Annotated in this window: 15 protein-coding genes and 1 riboswitch; of the genes, 3 read left to right on the forward strand and 12 right to left on the reverse strand. The window is 61.9% G+C overall.

The genetic code is table 11. The annotated features are described in order from the left end of the window. Positions 1-206: 206 nt before the first annotated feature. A complete protein-coding gene (locus RHP75_RS20975) occupies positions 207-1,160 on the forward strand; it encodes a DUF2971 domain-containing protein (protein WP_311089887.1) in 954 nt (317 codons plus the stop codon). Between the two features lie 55 nt (positions 1,161-1,215). Here RHP75_RS20975 and cobF read toward each other — a convergent pair whose 3' ends face one another. The 6 genes from cobF to cobW all read right to left on the reverse strand — a co-directional run bounded on the left by cobF (position 1,216) and on the right by cobW (position 8,885). Continuing rightward, on the reverse strand, positions 1,216-1,989 hold the full coding sequence (gene cobF, locus RHP75_RS20980; RefSeq protein WP_311089888.1) for a precorrin-6A synthase (deacetylating): 774 nt from the start codon (positions 1,987-1,989) through the stop codon (positions 1,216-1,218). Continuing rightward, positions 1,986-2,672 (reverse strand): VWA domain-containing protein, encoded by a 687-nt coding sequence (locus RHP75_RS20985; RefSeq protein ID WP_311092008.1) that lies wholly within the window; start codon positions 2,670-2,672, stop codon positions 1,986-1,988. Before RHP75_RS20985 ends, cobF begins: the two co-directional genes overlap by 4 nt. 2 nt (positions 2,673-2,674) lie before the next feature. Then, entirely contained in the window at positions 2,675-3,688 is a 1,014-nt protein-coding gene (locus tag RHP75_RS20990) for an AAA family ATPase (protein ID WP_311089889.1), read from the reverse strand. A 31-nt stretch (positions 3,689-3,719) separates the two neighbouring features. Further along, positions 3,720-4,022 (reverse strand): hypothetical protein, encoded by a 303-nt coding sequence (locus RHP75_RS20995; protein WP_311089891.1) that lies wholly within the window; start codon positions 4,020-4,022, stop codon positions 3,720-3,722. After that, positions 4,019-7,753, reverse strand: coding sequence for a cobaltochelatase subunit CobN (cobN, locus tag RHP75_RS21000; RefSeq protein ID WP_311089892.1), 3,735 nt, complete (start codon positions 7,751-7,753; stop codon positions 4,019-4,021). The genes RHP75_RS20995 and cobN overlap by 4 nt, the downstream gene beginning before the upstream one ends. A 79-nt stretch (positions 7,754-7,832) precedes the next feature. Further along, on the reverse strand, positions 7,833-8,885 hold the full coding sequence (gene cobW, locus RHP75_RS21005) for a cobalamin biosynthesis protein CobW (RefSeq protein ID WP_311089893.1): 1,053 nt from the start codon (positions 8,883-8,885) through the stop codon (positions 7,833-7,835). Between the two features lie 99 nt (positions 8,886-8,984). Continuing rightward, positions 8,985-9,180, reverse strand: a riboswitch (cobalamin riboswitch). Here cobW and RHP75_RS21010 point away from each other — a divergent pair. Both RHP75_RS21010 and cobM read left to right on the forward strand, forming a co-directional pair. Beyond that, entirely contained in the window at positions 9,147-9,710 is a 564-nt protein-coding gene (locus RHP75_RS21010) for a cobalamin biosynthesis protein (RefSeq protein WP_311089894.1), read from the forward strand. (Overlaps the previous riboswitch by 34 nt.) Then, on the forward strand, positions 9,707-10,462 hold the full coding sequence (cobM, locus tag RHP75_RS21015; protein WP_311089895.1) for a precorrin-4 C(11)-methyltransferase: 756 nt from the start codon (positions 9,707-9,709) through the stop codon (positions 10,460-10,462). The genes RHP75_RS21010 and cobM overlap by 4 nt, the downstream gene beginning before the upstream one ends. Positions 10,463-10,468: 6 nt before the next feature. Here cobM and RHP75_RS21020 read toward each other — a convergent pair whose 3' ends face one another. The 6 genes from RHP75_RS21020 to RHP75_RS21045 all read right to left on the reverse strand — a co-directional run bounded on the left by RHP75_RS21020 (position 10,469) and on the right by RHP75_RS21045 (position 15,868). Then, positions 10,469-10,699, reverse strand: a complete 231-nt coding sequence (locus RHP75_RS21020; protein ID WP_311089896.1) for a hypothetical protein — start codon at positions 10,697-10,699, stop codon at positions 10,469-10,471. 14 nt (positions 10,700-10,713) lie between these two features. Continuing rightward, on the reverse strand, positions 10,714-12,549 hold the full coding sequence (gene glmS, locus RHP75_RS21025) for a glutamine--fructose-6-phosphate transaminase (isomerizing) (RefSeq protein WP_311089897.1): 1,836 nt from the start codon (positions 12,547-12,549) through the stop codon (positions 10,714-10,716). A 10-nt stretch (positions 12,550-12,559) separates the two neighbouring features. Further along, positions 12,560-13,327, reverse strand: a complete 768-nt coding sequence (locus tag RHP75_RS21030) for a DeoR family transcriptional regulator (RefSeq protein ID WP_311089898.1) — start codon at positions 13,325-13,327, stop codon at positions 12,560-12,562. A gap of 99 nt (positions 13,328-13,426) precedes the next feature. Then, a complete protein-coding gene (locus RHP75_RS21035; protein ID WP_311089899.1) occupies positions 13,427-13,936 on the reverse strand; it encodes a M23 family metallopeptidase in 510 nt (169 codons plus the stop codon). A 14-nt stretch (positions 13,937-13,950) separates the two neighbouring features. Beyond that, on the reverse strand, positions 13,951-15,312 hold the full coding sequence (gene glmU, locus RHP75_RS21040; RefSeq protein ID WP_311089900.1) for a bifunctional UDP-N-acetylglucosamine diphosphorylase/glucosamine-1-phosphate N-acetyltransferase GlmU: 1,362 nt from the start codon (positions 15,310-15,312) through the stop codon (positions 13,951-13,953). A gap of 130 nt (positions 15,313-15,442) precedes the next feature. Then, positions 15,443-15,868, reverse strand: coding sequence for a F0F1 ATP synthase subunit epsilon (locus RHP75_RS21045; RefSeq protein ID WP_090254171.1), 426 nt, complete (start codon positions 15,866-15,868; stop codon positions 15,443-15,445). Positions 15,869-15,909 lie beyond the last annotated feature (41 nt).

Here is a 15,909-nt window from a genome sequence, read left to right on the forward strand (position 1 = left end):
TGGACACGTTGCCAACGACTTCGTAACCTCCCGTCTACTTTTGTCGCTTTTCCATCAGCCCCATGTCGCGTTTTGAGTGATCGGCTAAATTAGATCTGGGGTTACAGGTGAGCCACGGATGTAATACGACACAAATGGTGTAAGAATCACCTCACATGTGCCAGCTACTTATAATTATGTTTTCGAAATATTAAGAAGAGGCGCCATTGAAGCAACTCTTTAAATACATGAGCGAACCTCGTGACTTTTTCGATGAGGGATTTATTCGTCTTTCGCAACCAAGCGTATTGAATGATCCTTTTGAGGCGGCATTCTGTCGTAAAAGTTTAGATGAAATGGCCAGCCATTTTGATGAGCCAACTTCTTGGGATCCGAAGTTTGGCGAGTTGAAATTTTCGCAGTATGTTGATTTGAGGATGCACCACATAGGTGTAATCAGCTTCACTGAAAGTAAAGAAAATCTTCTAATGTGGGCGCATTATGCCAACGAACACAAAGGGATTGTTGCTGGCGTAGCATACTTTCCTCAAATAGGTTCAATTTTTGAGCGACTATTTAGGGCAGATTGCTTGATAAACTCTGCCTGGGGCCAGAAATGGTCGAAGTTCGATGGCACTCCCACGCCTGTTTCTTATAGAAAGGGCTTGAGATACCGAAACGATAAGTTTGATTATGATTATTCAAATATATCGGCAGAGGGTGCCGACAGGGTTCTATATGAGATTTTTTTACAAAAGAGTGATGAGTGGGTTTATGAACAAGAGCATCGCGTGATTCTTAGGTTAGAGCAAGCTGATCGAGTGATAATTCCAGATATACGTTCTGTTGGTAATCTGAACATACAAAATAGAATAAAAAATGCTAGATATTCAACTTTAGACATCAATACAGGCTCATGCGTTGTTAATCTCTTTGAGGTTGCCGACGACGCTGAGCGAACGGCTGTAGCAATGGAGCTGGCCAAGCTAAGCAAAAATCCCAAGACGATATATCTGATGAAATTATCATCCAGCTCAATAAATAATTGCTTGATAGGTTTAAATTCGAAGTTCACCAAAGCTGACATTCAAGGAAAGCACGCCTGCTCTACCGGATATTTGGATATATGGAAAGCCACCAGAAATATGGACTATTACAGCATTGAGTTTGAGGAAATATAAGCAAGTAGCCCGGATAACCAATGGTGGACAACGCTTTGCTTGTCCACCGCCCAGCTTAAACGCTCTCCCTCTCCCGTTTCCGCAGCAAGTAGCTATCCATAATCCACCCATGCTGCTCCCGCAGCTCTGCACGGCGAGTGCGAATAGTCTCAGCGACCTCGCTTAGCGGGCCGGCAATCATCACTTCGTCCGGGGTGCCGATATAGGCGCCCCAGTAGATATGCATGGGCTGGTCGACAAAGCGTTGGTATGTGTCCTGGGCGTCGAGCATGACCAGCACGCTATCCAAACCCTCGGGAAAGCCGCCTTCGGCCAGGCGGCGCGCCGGGGTGATCTGGAAGGCCTGGCCGATGCTGTTAAAGCAGACCTTATGCTTGGCCGCCAGGGCTTGCAGACTGGTGATGCCGGGGATCACCTCGTACTTGATCTGCTCGCTGCTGTTGCTAACTATCTGTTCGACGATGCGCAGGGTGCTGTCGTACAGCGCCGGGTCGCCCCAGACCAGAAAGGCGCCGGTTTCGCCGTCGCGCATCTGCTCGCGGATCATGCCTTCGAACACCTGCTGCTTGTCCTGATTCAGATCGACCACGCTGCCGCGATAGTCCGGCACATCGCGCACCCGCTCCGGGCAGTCGGCGCTGACAAAGCGGTAGTCGCGGCCCTGGATAAAGCGCTCGCAGATGGTCTTGCGCAGGCCAATCAGGCTGTCCTTGGCGCTGCCCTTGTCCATCAGAAAGAACACGTCCGTGCGGTTAAGCGCGTTGATCGCCTGCACGGTCAGGTAGTCCGGGTCGCCGGCGCCGATGCCGATTATCAGCAGGGTTTTCATAAGGCAGTCTCCAGGCTGCCGGCCATAGCCGGCAGCGAATCGATATGTCGGTAGTCGGCGCCCAGCTCAGCGGCCAATTGGCGCGCGCGGCCGAGACGGATCGGCGCGCTTTCGATATCCACCAGCAGCGCCGGGCAGGCGCTCGGGGTTAAGGCCGGCCAATCGCGCAGGCGGCCATCGGTGATGATCAGCAAACGCTGACGCTCGGCCTGATGCAGCCGCTTCCGCCGCGCCTGCCAGTCGGCGGCCTGCTGCAAAGCATCAAACAGCGGCGTGCCGCCGCCCGCGCCCAGCTCGGCCAACCACTGCTGCAAGGCCTGGGAGGCTTTCTGCCCTTGCCAGAGCCATTGCGCCTGGCGGCCGGTGGCGTGCAGCAAAGCCAGGCGCGCACGTTGCCGGCGAGCCTGCTCGAACACTTCACTAAGCAAGCCTTTGGCTTTGCTCAGCGCGCCATGGCGGCGGGTCGAGGCCGAGGCATCGACTATCACCAGCCAGAATTCCGCCGGCTTGGCGCTGCGCGGACGCAGCACGAGATCCTGACGGCTGCGCGGGCGGCCCTTAAGCAGGCTCGCCGGCCAGTCGATACTCCCCGTCGCGCCACTGCGACTGGCACCGTTGCGACCATTGCCGAGTGTGCCGGGAGCGGCCCGGGCATCCGCGCCTGGGGCTGTGCGCGGGCGGATGCCTAGGGCTTTTTTGCCCAGCGCGGCGGTTCACGCCGGACGCCGAGGCTCTGCGCCTGGGCGGGTAATTCGCCCCACTGGCCTTCGCCTTGCGGCTCCTCGCTAGGCTTATCGCTGCTGGGCTGAGATTGCGACTGGGGTTGTGGCGGTTGTGCGACAGGCGGCGGATTCTGCCGGCGACGGTGACGCAGCACGAAGTCTTCCACCGCATCGATATCCACAGATTCAATGTGTTCGGCACCGCGCCAGGCGGCATGCGCACGGGCGGCGCGCAGCCAGACCAGATCGGCGCGCAGGCCATCGACGGCAGCGGCGAAACAGCGCTGGCTGATCTCCTCCAGTGCGGCGTCATCCAGCGCAATCGCCGCCAGTCGCACACGGGCGCTCTGGCAACGTTCACGCAGCTGATCCTGCTGCGCCTGCCAGCGCTGTAGAAACGCCTGCGGATCAGCATCGAAGGCCAGGCGGCGGCGAACGATTTCGGCGCGCTGGGCCGGTTGCGGTTGGGCGTCCAGGGCCAGGTTAAGGCCGAAGCGATCCAGCAGTTGCGGGCGCAGTTCGCCCTCCTCCGCGTTCATCGTGCCGATCAGTACAAAGCGCGCGGCATGCCGATGCGAAATACCGTCGCGCTCGATATGGTTGACCCCGCTGGCGGCGGCATCCAGCAGCAGGTCGACAAGATGATCGGGCAGCAGATTGACCTCATCGACGTACAGCACGCCGCCATTGGCCTTGGCCAGCAGGCCGGGGCTGAACTGCGCGCGGCCCTCGCCCAGGGCGGCGTCGAGATCGAGGGTGCCGACAATGCGCTCCTCGCTCGCGCCCAGCGGCAGGGTGACAAAGGTACCGCTGGCGAGCAGGTCGGCCAGGCCACGGGCCAGGGTCGATTTGGCCATACCGCGCGGCCCCTCGATCAGCACACCGCCAATCGCCGGATCGATGGCCGCCAGGCACAGCGCCAGTTTCAAGTCATCGGCGGCGACCACGGCGGCGAGGGGGAAGTGATGAACGGTCATGGCAGGGTCCGTTTCGCTAAAAGATGAAGGGTCACTGGCCGATACCGAACACGGCAAAGGGCAGCAAGACGATGCCAATAACTTTTGGCCAGATGGCGCCCAGCACCGCACCGACGCAGGCACCGAGCCCTGCCCAGATAAACAAGTCAACCAGCGGAGTTGGCAACGGGCCGAGAACCAGGCCAGCCAGTAGGCCCAGCCAGAAACCACCAAACAGGCCGATACCGGCGGCGCCGATGCGCTCCTTGCGAGTAACTGGCCTGCGCCACCAACACACCAAGCGATGTCGCAAGCGTTGCGACATCGCTTGGTGTGGCTGTTTGCTCTCGCTCATGCTTCCTCGCTATCAATCAGCAGGTTTTCCAACGCTTCGCGGTACTCGCCGGGATCTTGCCAGAGGCCGCGTTGCTGGGCTTCGAGCAGGCGTTCGAGGATATCCTGCAGGGCGCCGGGGTTGTGTTGCTGGATAAAGTCGCGGGTGTTTTTGTCGAGCAAATAGGCATCGGTGAGTAACGCGTACTGGTGGTCATCGACCAGCTCACTGGTGGCATCGAAGGCGAACAGGTAGTCGATAGTCGCAGCCAGTTCGAACGCGCCCTTGTAGCCGTGGCGCTTCATGCCGTCGATCCACTTGGGATTGGCCGCGCGGGCGCGCACCACGCGATTGAGTTCTTCCTTCAGGGTGCGGATGCGCGGGGTGTCGGGCTGGCTGTTGTCGCCGTGGTAGCTGGCCACCTTGGCGCCGCGCAGGGTTTCCACGGCCGCGAGCATGCCGCCCTGGAACTGGTAGTAGTCGTTGGAATCGAGAATGTCGTGCTCGCGGTTGTCCTGGTTGTGCAGCACCGCCTGCATCTGCTCCAGGCGCTCGGCGAACTGCGCGCGCGCCGGGGTGCCTTCGCTGTGGGTGCCGTAGGCGTAGCCGCCCCAATTCAGATAGACCTCGGCGAGGTCTTCGCGGGTTTGCCACAGGCGTTCTTCGATGGCGTTCTGCACGCCCGCGCCATAGGCGCCGGGCTTGGAACCGAACACTCGCCAACCGGCCTGTTTACGCGCCTCGGCTTCATCCAGGCCGCTGTCCTGCAGGGTCAGGGATTCGCGCCAGACCCGCGCCGACAGCGGGTTCATCTCTTCCGGCTCATCGAGATCAACCACCGCCTGTACCGCGTCGTCGAACAGGCGAATCAGGTTGCTAAAGGCATCGCGGAAGAACCCGGACACGCGCAGGGTCACGTCCACCCGTGGGCGGCCGAGTTGCGCCAGCGGCAACACTTCAAAGCGCTCGACGCGCTGGCTGCCGGCCTGCCACACCGGGCGCACGCCCATCAGCGCCAGGGCCTGGGCCATATCGTCGCCGCCGGTGCGCATGGTCGCCGTGCCCCACATCGACAGGCCGAGCTGACGCAGGTGGTCGCCGTGATCCTGCAGATGCCGCTCCAGCAGGCGATCCGCCGCCTGCACGCCAATGCGCCAGGCGGTCGGTGTGGGCAAATTGCGCACATCGACGCTGTAGAAGTTGCGCCCGGTGGGCAGTACATCGAGCCGCCCGCGACTCGGCGCGCCACTCGGCCCGGCCGGGACAAAACGCCCGCTTAGCGCTGCCAGCAATCCGTGCATCTCGGCCGGGCCGCAGGCATCCAGCAGCGGCGCGATCTGCTCACGCAAACGTTGCAGCACCTGGGTGCTTTCCGCACCAACGGATTCAAAATCCGCCGCACCAATCAGCTGCAAGGCCAGCAGCTCCAACCGTTCACGGGTATCGCCGGCGCTGCGCCAGCTATCATCGCTGAGGCTCTGTAACAGCGCCGGGCGCGGGCCCTGCCAGGGCGCGGCCATCTCGCAGTCGAGCGGATCGAAGTCCAGTTCCAGATCGTGGGCCAGGGCGCGCAGCAGGCTGGCGTTGCCGCCCTGGCCGTCGCCACGGGGAATACGCAGCAGTGCCAGCAAGGTGTCGCGGCGTAGGGTACCGGCCGGCGATTCGCCGAATACGTGCAGGCCATCGCGGATCTGCGATTCCTTGAGGTCGCACAGGTAGGCATCCAGCTGCGGCAGCCAGCTATTGGGGTCTTCGTTAAGTTGCAGGCCCAGCTCGCGGTCGAGGCTGGCCTCACGCACCTTGAGCAGAATCTCGCCACGCAATTCGGCGGCGCGACGCAGGTCGAGCTGGCTGGCTTCGTAATACTCGTCGGCCAGGCGCTCCAGATCGCGCAGCGGGCCGTAGCTTTCGGCGCGGGTCAGCGGCGGCATCAGGTGGTCGATAATTACCGCCTGGGTACGGCGTTTGGCCTGGGCGCCCTCGCCCGGATCGTTGACGATAAACGGGTAGATATTCGGCAAAGGGCCGAGAATCGCGCTCGGCCAGCATTGTTCGGACAGGCCGACGCTCTTGCCCGGCAGCCATTCCAGATTGCCGTGTTTGCCTACGTGTATGACGGCGTTCGCCGCAAATGCCGTACGAATCCAGCAATAAAACGCCAGGTAGCCGTGCGGCGGAACCAGATCGGGGTCGTGATACACCGCTGCCGCGTCCAGCTGATAACCGCGCGCCGGCTGGATGCCGACAAAGGTCAGGCCGAAGCGCAGGCCGGCGATCATCAGCCGACCGCTGCGGAACATCGGGTCCTGCTGCGGCTCGCCCCAACGTTCGCGCACCGCCTGCTGGTTGGCTGCGGGCAAGCTGTGGAAAAACGCCAGATAGTCATCCAATGCCAGGCTCTGGGCGCAAGGCCGCGCGTCGAGCATGTCCAGATCATTGGTCACGCCGCCAAGCAGCTGATGAATCAGCGCGGTGCCGCTGTCGGGCAAGCCTTCCACCGGATAACCCTGCTGTTGCAGCGCCTTGAGGATATTTAGCGCCGCCGCCGGGGTGTCCAGGCCGACGCCATTGCCGATACGGCCGTCGCGGGTCGGGTAGTTGGCGAGGATCAGGGCGATGCGCTTGTCGGCGTTGCCTTTGTGCGCCAGCGCCATCCAGTTGCGCGCCAGCTCGGCGACGAAATCCATCCCCGGCAGATGCGGCTGGTAACAAACCACATCGCTCTGGCTGCGCTCGCTGCGCCAGGCCAGGCCCTTGAAGCTGATCGGCTGGGTGATCAGGCGGCCGTCCAGCTCGGGCAGCACGATATGCATGGCCAGGTCACGCGAACCCAGGCCCTGGGCATTGGCCTGCCACTGTGCATGGTTATCCAACGAACAAATGGCTTGCAGCACCGGAATATCGCGGCGGAAAGGCCGTGCGCTCGGCGCTTCCGGGTTAGACAGGGCGAATGCCGTGGTGTTGATAATCAGGCGGGCATCGGCTTCGTCCAGCCAGCCCTCGACCTGGGCCAGGCAGGCGGCCTCCTTAAGGCTGGCCACGGCAATCGGCAGCGGATTAAGGCCTTGGGCCTGCAAGCGCTGGCAGAACACATCGATAAACCCGGTATTCGCCGCCTGCACCTGGGTGCGGTAGAACAGCAGCGCCGCCACCGGCGCATCAACCTGCCAGTTGGCTTGCCAATCGGCCAGGCTCGGATTGGCCAAATGCGGGTGATAGAGGCCCACGCGCGGCAAGGCCTGGGGTTCTACCCAGGAATAATCGCGCTGTAGCCACTGGCTGGCGATGCAGTTAAACAGCTGCAGCGCATTGCCTGCACCGCCCTGGCGGAGAAACTGCCAAAGCCGTTCGGCCTCGGCCACTGGCACGTTGCTCAGGGCCATCAGCTCCGGATCGGGGTTGTCGCACCCCGGCACCATAATCACCCGCGCGCCGCGCTCGGCCAGTTCGACCAGGCGCTCGATGCCGTAGCGCCAATAGCTGACGCCGCCGTGCACGGAAATCAGGATGACCTTGGCGTGCTGCAGCACCTGCTCAACGTAGAGATCCACCGAGGCGTGATTGCTCAGCTGCGCCGGGCTGGCCAGACGCAAACTGGGGTAATCCGCCGGCAGCTGCCGCGCCACTTCGGCCAGCAACGACAGGTGCGAATCGCCGGTGCACAGAATCACCAGCTCGGCCGGGGTCTGGCCGAGGTCGGCAATGCTGTCGACCGGCAGCTGGCTGCCGGGCTGGGTGCGCAATAGATGCATGGGGAATTCACCTGTGGGAGGGGCTTTAGCCGCGACAGGCCCTATAAGGCTCGCGGCTAAAGCCCCTCCCACATTTCCATCAGGCCAATGCCGTCTGCAGCTCGGCTTCGATAGCGGCTTGATCCAGCGTCTGGCCAATCACCACCAGGCGGGTGATGCGCGGCTCATCGGCCTGCCAGGCGCGGTCGAAGTGTTTATCGAAACGTTGGCCAACGCCTTGCAGCAGCAGGCGCATCGGCTTGCCGGGAATCGCGGCGAAACCCTTGATGCGCAGAATGCCGTGTTTGCTGACCGCCTCCTTCAGCGCTTGCAGCAGACACGCTTCCTCGGCTTCAGGCAGTTCCACGTGGAACGAGGCGAACTCGTCGTGATCGTGGTCTTCATGGCCTTCCAGGTCATGGTGGGTCTTACGGCCCTCGATATGCAGTTCGGTCTCGCAGTTCAGGCCCAGCAGCACGTCCAGCGGCAACTCGCCGCCGTGGGCTTCGATGATTTTCACTGCGGGCGGCAGCTCCTCGGCTACTTCTGCACGCACGGCAGCCAAAGCGGCGGCGTCGAGCAGGTCGGCCTTGTTGAGGATCACCAGGTCGGCGCTGGCCAGCTGATCGGCAAACAGCTCGTGCAGCGGCGATTCATGGTCCAGATTCGGGTCAAGCTTGCGCTGCGCATCGACCTGATCAGGGAAGGCGGCAAAAGTGCCGGCCGCCACAGCCGGGCTGTCGACCACGGTGATCACTGCATCCACGGTGCAGGCGTTACGAATTTCCGGCCAGTTAAAGGCCTGTACCAGCGGCTTGGGTAACGCCAGGCCGGAGGTTTCAATCAGGATATGGTCGAGCTCGCCGCGCCGTGCCACCAGCTCGCGCATCACCGGGAAGAACTCTTCCTGCACGGTGCAGCACAGACAGCCGTTGGCCAGCTCGAAGATGCGGCCGCTGGCTTCTTCTTCGCTGCAACCGATGGAGCACTGCTTGAGGATTTCGCCGTCGATGCCCAGCTCGCCGAACTCGTTGACGATCACCGCGATGCGCCGCCCGTCGGCATGGCCGAGCATGTGCCGCAGCAGGGTGGTTTTGCCGGCGCCGAGAAAGCCGGTAACGATGGTGACGGGAAGTTTGGCGAGGGTTTGCATGGCGAGTCCTGCGTGACGTCGAAAGAAAGACGAGCAGGAGGCGGCACAGACATGACAGCCACGGGGCGTCAGCCAACACCACCGGATCACCCCGCCCGGTTGTCGAAAACGTGACGAGGCAGGTCTCCTGGCTCACGGTCTGCGCCTTGCGCGACCCTTCACCTTCCCGCCGCTGGCAGTGGTGTATCGAAGGGCTTTGGACCGTTCACAGTTGCGGGGGCAGCCAAGGCATCAACCTTGTTCCCTCTTAGCTTCGTGGACATGCCCACGAAGAACCTCGAACGCGACAAGGCTACGCAGGCCATGGCGGCCGGTCAATCGCGGTTGACCACTGCCGGCCACCATGTTGAGCTACGCCGCCGCACACACCGAGCGCCACAGATGATCCCCAGCCACACCCCTCGCCGCCCCGCTGCCGCCGTTCAGGTGGTCGCCGGGTTGGGCTGCCGTAGTGGCTGCAATGTGGAGGACTTACTCAGCCTGCTGCTGCATAGCTTGCAGACGCATGGCCTGACTGTGGATAACTTGGCGGGGCTGGCCAGCATCGCGCATAAACGCGACGAGCCGGGCCTGCTGGTATTGGCCGAACGCCTTGGTCTGCAGCTGAACTGCTTTAGTGCGGAAGAATTGCAGCCCTATCAGCACCTCGTGCAAAGCTCGCCGCTCACCCTGGCCGCAACCGGCAGCCCGGCTGTCGCCGAACCCTGCGCCATGGCCCTGGCCACGCTTATGAGCGGCAATGCTGCCCGCCTGCTCGGCGAAAAAAACCGCAACGCCAGCGCCACCTGCGCGCTGGCGTCGATTGCACCCAAGGATCTGTCATGACCGTCTACTTTATCGGCGCCGGCCCCGGCGACCCCGAGCTGATCACCGTCAAAGGCCAGCGCCTGCTGCGCAGCTGCCCGGTGATTCTCTATGCCGGTTCGCTGGTGCCGGCAGCAGTGCTCGAAGGACATAGCGCCGAACTGGTGATCAACACCGCCGAGCTGCATCTGGATGAAATCATCGAGCTGATCCGCCAGGCCGATGACAAAGGCCAGGATGTGGCCCGCGTACACTCTGGCGACCCGTCGCTGTATGGCGCGATTGGCGAGCAGATCCGCCACCTGCGTCGGCTGGGCATCGCCTTCGAGATCATCCCTGGAGTCACGGCCACTGCGGCCTGCGCTGCCTTGCTGGAAAGCGAACTGACCCTGCCTGAGGTGTCGCAGACGCTGATTCTCACGCGCTATGCGAGCAAGTCGAACATGCCCGAGGGCGAGGCACTGGGCGACTTGGCGCGCCACGGTGCGACCATGGCCATCCACCTGGGCGTGGTGCACCTGAGCAAGATCGTTACTGAGTTGCTGCCGCATTACGGCGCGGATTGCCCGATTGCCGTGGTCCATCGCGCCAGCTGGCCGGATCAGGATTGGGTCAGCGGCACCCTCGCCACCATCGAGGAACAGGTGCGCGCCAAGGGCTTTCGCCGCACCGCGCTGATCCTCGTCGGCCGCGTGCTGCACGCCGAACAGTTCGCCGACTCGGCGTTGTACAACGCCGAGCATCGACACCTGTTCAGATCAGCGGACGATTAAAGCCGGCTAGAGATGAATCTCCGCAGCCTTGATCCCCAGTAAGCGCAGCTCTTCGATCAGGCCATTGAGATCGGCGAAGGACTCCACCTGCTCCTGGTCATCGACCAGAAAGAAGCTGGTGCCTGCACCTTTCTTCAACAGCACGATCCACTCCCGCGTATTGGCCGGGTTGGCGATGATATGGGTATCAAAGAGCACGCCCTGAGCCTGCTTGCTCTTTATATCTTCACGCCGCATCGGCCAGCCCCTGCTTACTCAACCGTTACGCTCTTGGCCAGATTGCGCGGCTGGTCGACGTCGGTGCCCTTGAGCACGGCGACGTAGTAGGACAGCAGCTGCAGCGGAATGGTGTAGAGGATCGGCGCGAGGGCGTCGTGGATGTGCGGCATGTTCACCACATGGGTGCCCTCGCCATTGCTCATGCCGGCCTGCTGATCGGCAAACACCACCAGCTCGCCGCCACGGGCGCGCACTTCCTGCAGGTTGGATTTGAGCTTTTCCAGCAGCTCGTTGTTCGGCGCCACGGTGACCACCGGCATATCGCTGTCCACCAGCGCCAATGGGCCGTGCTTGAGCTCGCCAGCCGGGTAGGCTTCGGCGTGGATATAGGAGATTTCCTTGAGCTTGAGCGCGCCTTCCATCGCCACCGGGTACTGCGCGCCGCGGCCGAGGAACAGGCTGTGGTGCTTCTCGGCGAACAGCTCGGAGACTTTCTCCACCACGCTGTCCATGGCCAGGGCTTCGCCCAGGCGGGTCGGCAGGCGGCGCAGCTCTTCCACCAGCTCGGCTTGCAGGGCTTTATCCAGGGTGCCACGCACCTGGCCGAGGGACAGCGTCAGCAGCATCAGCGCGACCAGCTGGGTGGTGAAGGCTTTAGTTGAGGCCACACCGATTTCCGGGCCGGCCTGGGTCAGCAGGGTCAGGTCGGATTCGCGCACCAGCGAGCTGATGCCAACGTTGCAGATCGCCAGGCTGGCCAGGTAGCCCAACTCCTTACCGTTACGCAGCGCGGCCAGGGTGTCGGCGGTTTCGCCGGACTGGGAGATGCTGACAAACAGGGTGTCCGGCTGCACCACTACCTTGCGGTAGCGAAATTCGCTCGCCACTTCGATCTGGCAAGGAATCCCAGCCAGGCCTTCCAGCCAGTAACGGGCGACCATACCGGCGTGATAACTGGTGCCGCAGGCAACGATCTGCACGTTGCGCACCTTGGCAAACAGCTCAGCGGCTTGCGGACCGAAAGCCTGAACCAGTACGTGGTCGGAACCCAGACGGCCTTCCAGGGTGCGTTGTACGACCTTGGGCTGTTCGTGGATTTCCTTGAGCATAAAGTGGCGGTACTCGCCCTTGTCAGCGGCCTCGGCACCTTCGTGGTACTGCACGCTCTCACGCGTCACCGACTGGCCGGCGGCATCCCAGATCTGCACGCTGTCGCGCTGGATCTCAGCAATATCGCCTTCTTCCAGGTACATAAAACGGTCGGTGACCTGACGCAGAGCCAGCTGGTCGGAGGCAAGGAAGTTTTCGCCCAGACCCAGGCCGATCACCAGTGGGCTGCCACTGCGCGCGGCGACCAGGCGATCCGGCTGCTTGCTGCTGATCACCGCCAGGCCATAGGCGCCGTGCAGTTGCTTGACCGCCTGTTTCAGCGCGGCCGTCAGGTCTGTCTGCGCTTTGAGGATGTGATCGAGCAGGTGCACGATCACTTCGGTGTCGGTGTCAGAGCTGAACACATAGCCCAAGCCCTTGAGCTCGCTGCGCAGTTCTTCGTGGTTCTCGATGATGCCGTTGTGCACCACCGCCAGGTCATGGCCGGAGAAGTGCGGGTGGGCATTGCGCTCGCTTGGCGCACCGTGGGTAGCCCAGCGGGTGTGGGCGATGCCCAGGCGGCCGGCCAATGGTTCAGTGCTCAGCGCGCTTTCCAGCTCGCTGACCTTGCCGACACGGCGGCGACGATCGAGACCGCCCTGCTCAGTCAGCAGCGCCACACCGGCACTGTCATAGCCGCGGTATTCCAGGCGCTTGAGGCCTTCAACCAACACGGCGGTGATATTGCGTTCAGCGACTGCGCCTACGATGCCACACATAATCTTCTCCTTAAGCTTCAACAGCCGCGCAGATCAGCTTGATGCCGCGCTCGGTTAATTGTTCACGAGCCTCAGGGCTGAGGCGTTCGTCAGTTATCAGGGTATGGATGCTGCTCCAGGGCAACTCCAGGTTGGGAATCTTGCGGCCGATCTTGTCGCTCTCGACCATCACCACCACTTCGCGAGCCACCTCGGCCATGACCCGGCTCAGGCCGAGCAATTCATTGAAGGTGGTGGTGCCACGGTTCAGGTCGATGCCATCAGCACCGATAAACAGCTGGTCGAAGTCATACGAACGCAGCACCTGTTCGGCGACTTGGCCCTGGAAGGATTCCGAATGCGGGTCCCAGGTGCCGCCGGTCATCAACAGCACCGGCTCGTGCTCCAGCTCGCTGATGGCGCGGGCCACGTTGAGCGAGTTGGTCATCACCACCAGGCCGGGCTTGTGGCCAAGCTGCGGGATCATCGCCGCGGTGGTGGTGCCGCTGTCGATGATGATCCGCGCATGCTCACGAATGCGTGCCACCCCGGCGCGGGCGATGGCCTGCTTGTACTGGGAGATCGGCTGGATATCGCTGATCAGCTCCTGCGGCATCGGCACAGCACCGCCGTAGCGGCGCAGCAGCAAGCCGTTCTTTTCCAGGGCGGCGAGGTCTTTGCGAATGGTCACTTCAGACGTGGCGAAGGCTTTCGACAACTCATCCACACTCACCTCACCTTGCTCGGCGAGCAGGGCAAGAATGGTGTGGCGTCGCTGCGGAGTGTTGCGTTTCGACATGCTAAGTTTCGATTCGAAAGATAATGGCGCGAATCAAAACCTAATGAAGCTTTTCCGTCAAGCGGGAATCGACATCTGGCGATGTGTGCCCAAGCGATTTCAGCGGGTTGGCAGGTGCTGGTTAGGGTCGAGATAGAACATCTTCTTCCAGCCTTGGGTCGACTCGTCCGCCCGCCAAGGCAGCGGCAACAGGCTGACAATCGAATAATGCAGGTGCGCCGGTTTGCCTCGCGCGTTACCCGTATCGCCCACCGTGCCAAGCACACTGCCGACCAACAGCGGTTGGCCTGGGTAAGCATCGATGGTGTCTAGATGGGCGTAGTAATGCATGCGCCATTTCGGCCCCAGAGCGACCACCACTTTGCCGCCCTGCGCGAGCTCACCGCGAAACAGCACCAGGCCATAGCTGGCAGAAAGCACTGGCGTGCCCTGTTTGGCGAAGATATCGATGCCCTTGTGCACGCCGGAGCGGCCCCAGGGCTCGAACCAGAAGGTGCGCGGATGCCAGTCCCGGTTACTGGCACCCTGCACCGGGATCTGCGGCCATTCCGGCAGCACGGCCCAGACAAGAAACAGCGCCGGGACAATCCAGCGTTTGCGTAACGGCATCCTTGCCAACTCCATCAGCTCTTCTTGGTCGGGCGCTTCCAGCCCTCGATATTGCGCTGTTTGGCACGGCCGACGGCCAGCGTGTTATCCGGCACATCGCCGGTAATCACCGAACCGGCACCGGTGGTGGCGCGATCACCCAGCGTCACCGGCGCAACCAGGGCGCTGTTGGAGCCGATAAACACGTCCTCGCCCAGAACCGTCTTGAACTTGTTGGCGCCGTCATAGTTGCAGGTGATGGTGCCAGCGCCGATATTGGTTCGCGCACCGATCTCGGCGTCGCCCAGGTAGCTCAGGTGCCCGGCCTTGGCACCCTCGCCCATTCTGGCGTTCTTCAGTTCGACGAAGTTACCCACATGCGCTTTGGCGCCCAGTACCGAGCCCGGACGCAGGCGGGCGAATGGACCGCAATCGGCACCCTCACCCACTTCGGCACCTTCCAGATGGCTGTTGGCTTTGACGATGGCACCTTTGCGCAGAACCGAGTTTTTGATCACGCAGTTCGGGCCGATCTGCACGCCATCTTCGATCAGCACCTGGCCTTCGAGGATTACGTTGATATCGATCGACACATCGCGGCCTACCGTGACTTCGCCGCGCAGGTCGAAACGCGCCGGATCGATCAGGGTCACGCCCTGCACCATCAAACGGCGCGCTGCGCGGTACTGATAGTGGCGCTCCAGTTGCGACAGCTGGATGCGGTCGTTGGCGCCCAGTACTTCCATCTCGTCAGCCGCCTGCTCAGTAGCGACGACCAGACCATCGGCCACCGCCATGGCAATCACGTCGGTGAGGTAGTACTCGCCCTGGGCGTTGCTGTTGGACAGACGACCGAGCCAATCACCGAGTTTTTTCCCTGGGACGGCGAGAATGCCGGTGTTGCCTTCACGGATCAGGCGCTGCTCGGCGCTGGCGTCCTTGTGCTCGACGATGGCCTTCACCACACCCTGCTCATCGCGCACGATGCGGCCGTAGCCAGTCGGGTCGTTCAGATTGACCGTGAGCAAGCCGAGTTGCTGTTCGCTGACCTGCTGTAACAGACGCTGCAGGGTTTCCACTTCGATCAACGGAACATCGCCATAGAGAATCAGCACGCGCTCGGCGCTCAACGCCGGTAGCGCCTGGGCCACGGCATGCCCAGTGCCCAGTTGTTCGCTCTGCAGCACGAAATTCAGGTCATCCGCCGCCAGTCGCTCGCGCACCAATTCCGCGCCATGGCCGATCACCACATGAATGCCTTGCGGTTTCAGCAGGCGGGCAGTGTCGATCACATGACCAAGCATGGATTTCCCGGCAACCGGGTGCAGTACTTTCGGCAAGGCGGAACGCATGCGGGTGCCTTGGCCGGCGGCGAGGATAACGATATCGAGCGACATAAGAGCAGATTCCAGGCAGACGAAGGCGGGCTAAATCCCTAGCCCGGCCAACTGAAAAGGTAAAAACAGCAGGCAAAGAAAAAGGGTAGCCAAGGCTACCCTTTTACTCGTTTGCGATGAAGCGCCGGAATTAACCGCCGAACTTCTTGCGCAACTGCTGAACGGTACGCAGCTGAGCCGCGACCTCAGCCAGGTGAGCGGCTGCGGAACCGTAGTCGAACTCCGCGCCCTTCTCATTCAAGGCATTCTCGGCAGCCCGGAGGGCTTCCTGAGCAGCAGCTTCATCGATATCGGCAGCACGCTGCACGGTATCGGCGAGAACTTTCACCACACTCGGCTGAACTTCGAGGAAGCCACCGGAGATGTAGAACACCTCGGTTTCGCCACCCAGCTTGACCAGACGAATCGGACCCGGTTTGAGGTCGGTGATCAGCGGCGCGTGGCCTGGAGCGATACCGATATCACCCAGGTTGCCGTGCGCAATCACCATCTCGACCAGACCGGAGAAGATCTCGCCTTCTGCGCTGACGATGTCGCAATGGACTGTCATAGCCATGTCTAACCTCACGTATCGATCTGCTTACACACTACTGCGGA

Source organism: Pseudomonas sp. SG20056 (assembly GCF_031764535.1).
GTDB lineage: Bacteria > Pseudomonadota > Gammaproteobacteria > Pseudomonadales > Pseudomonadaceae > Aquipseudomonas.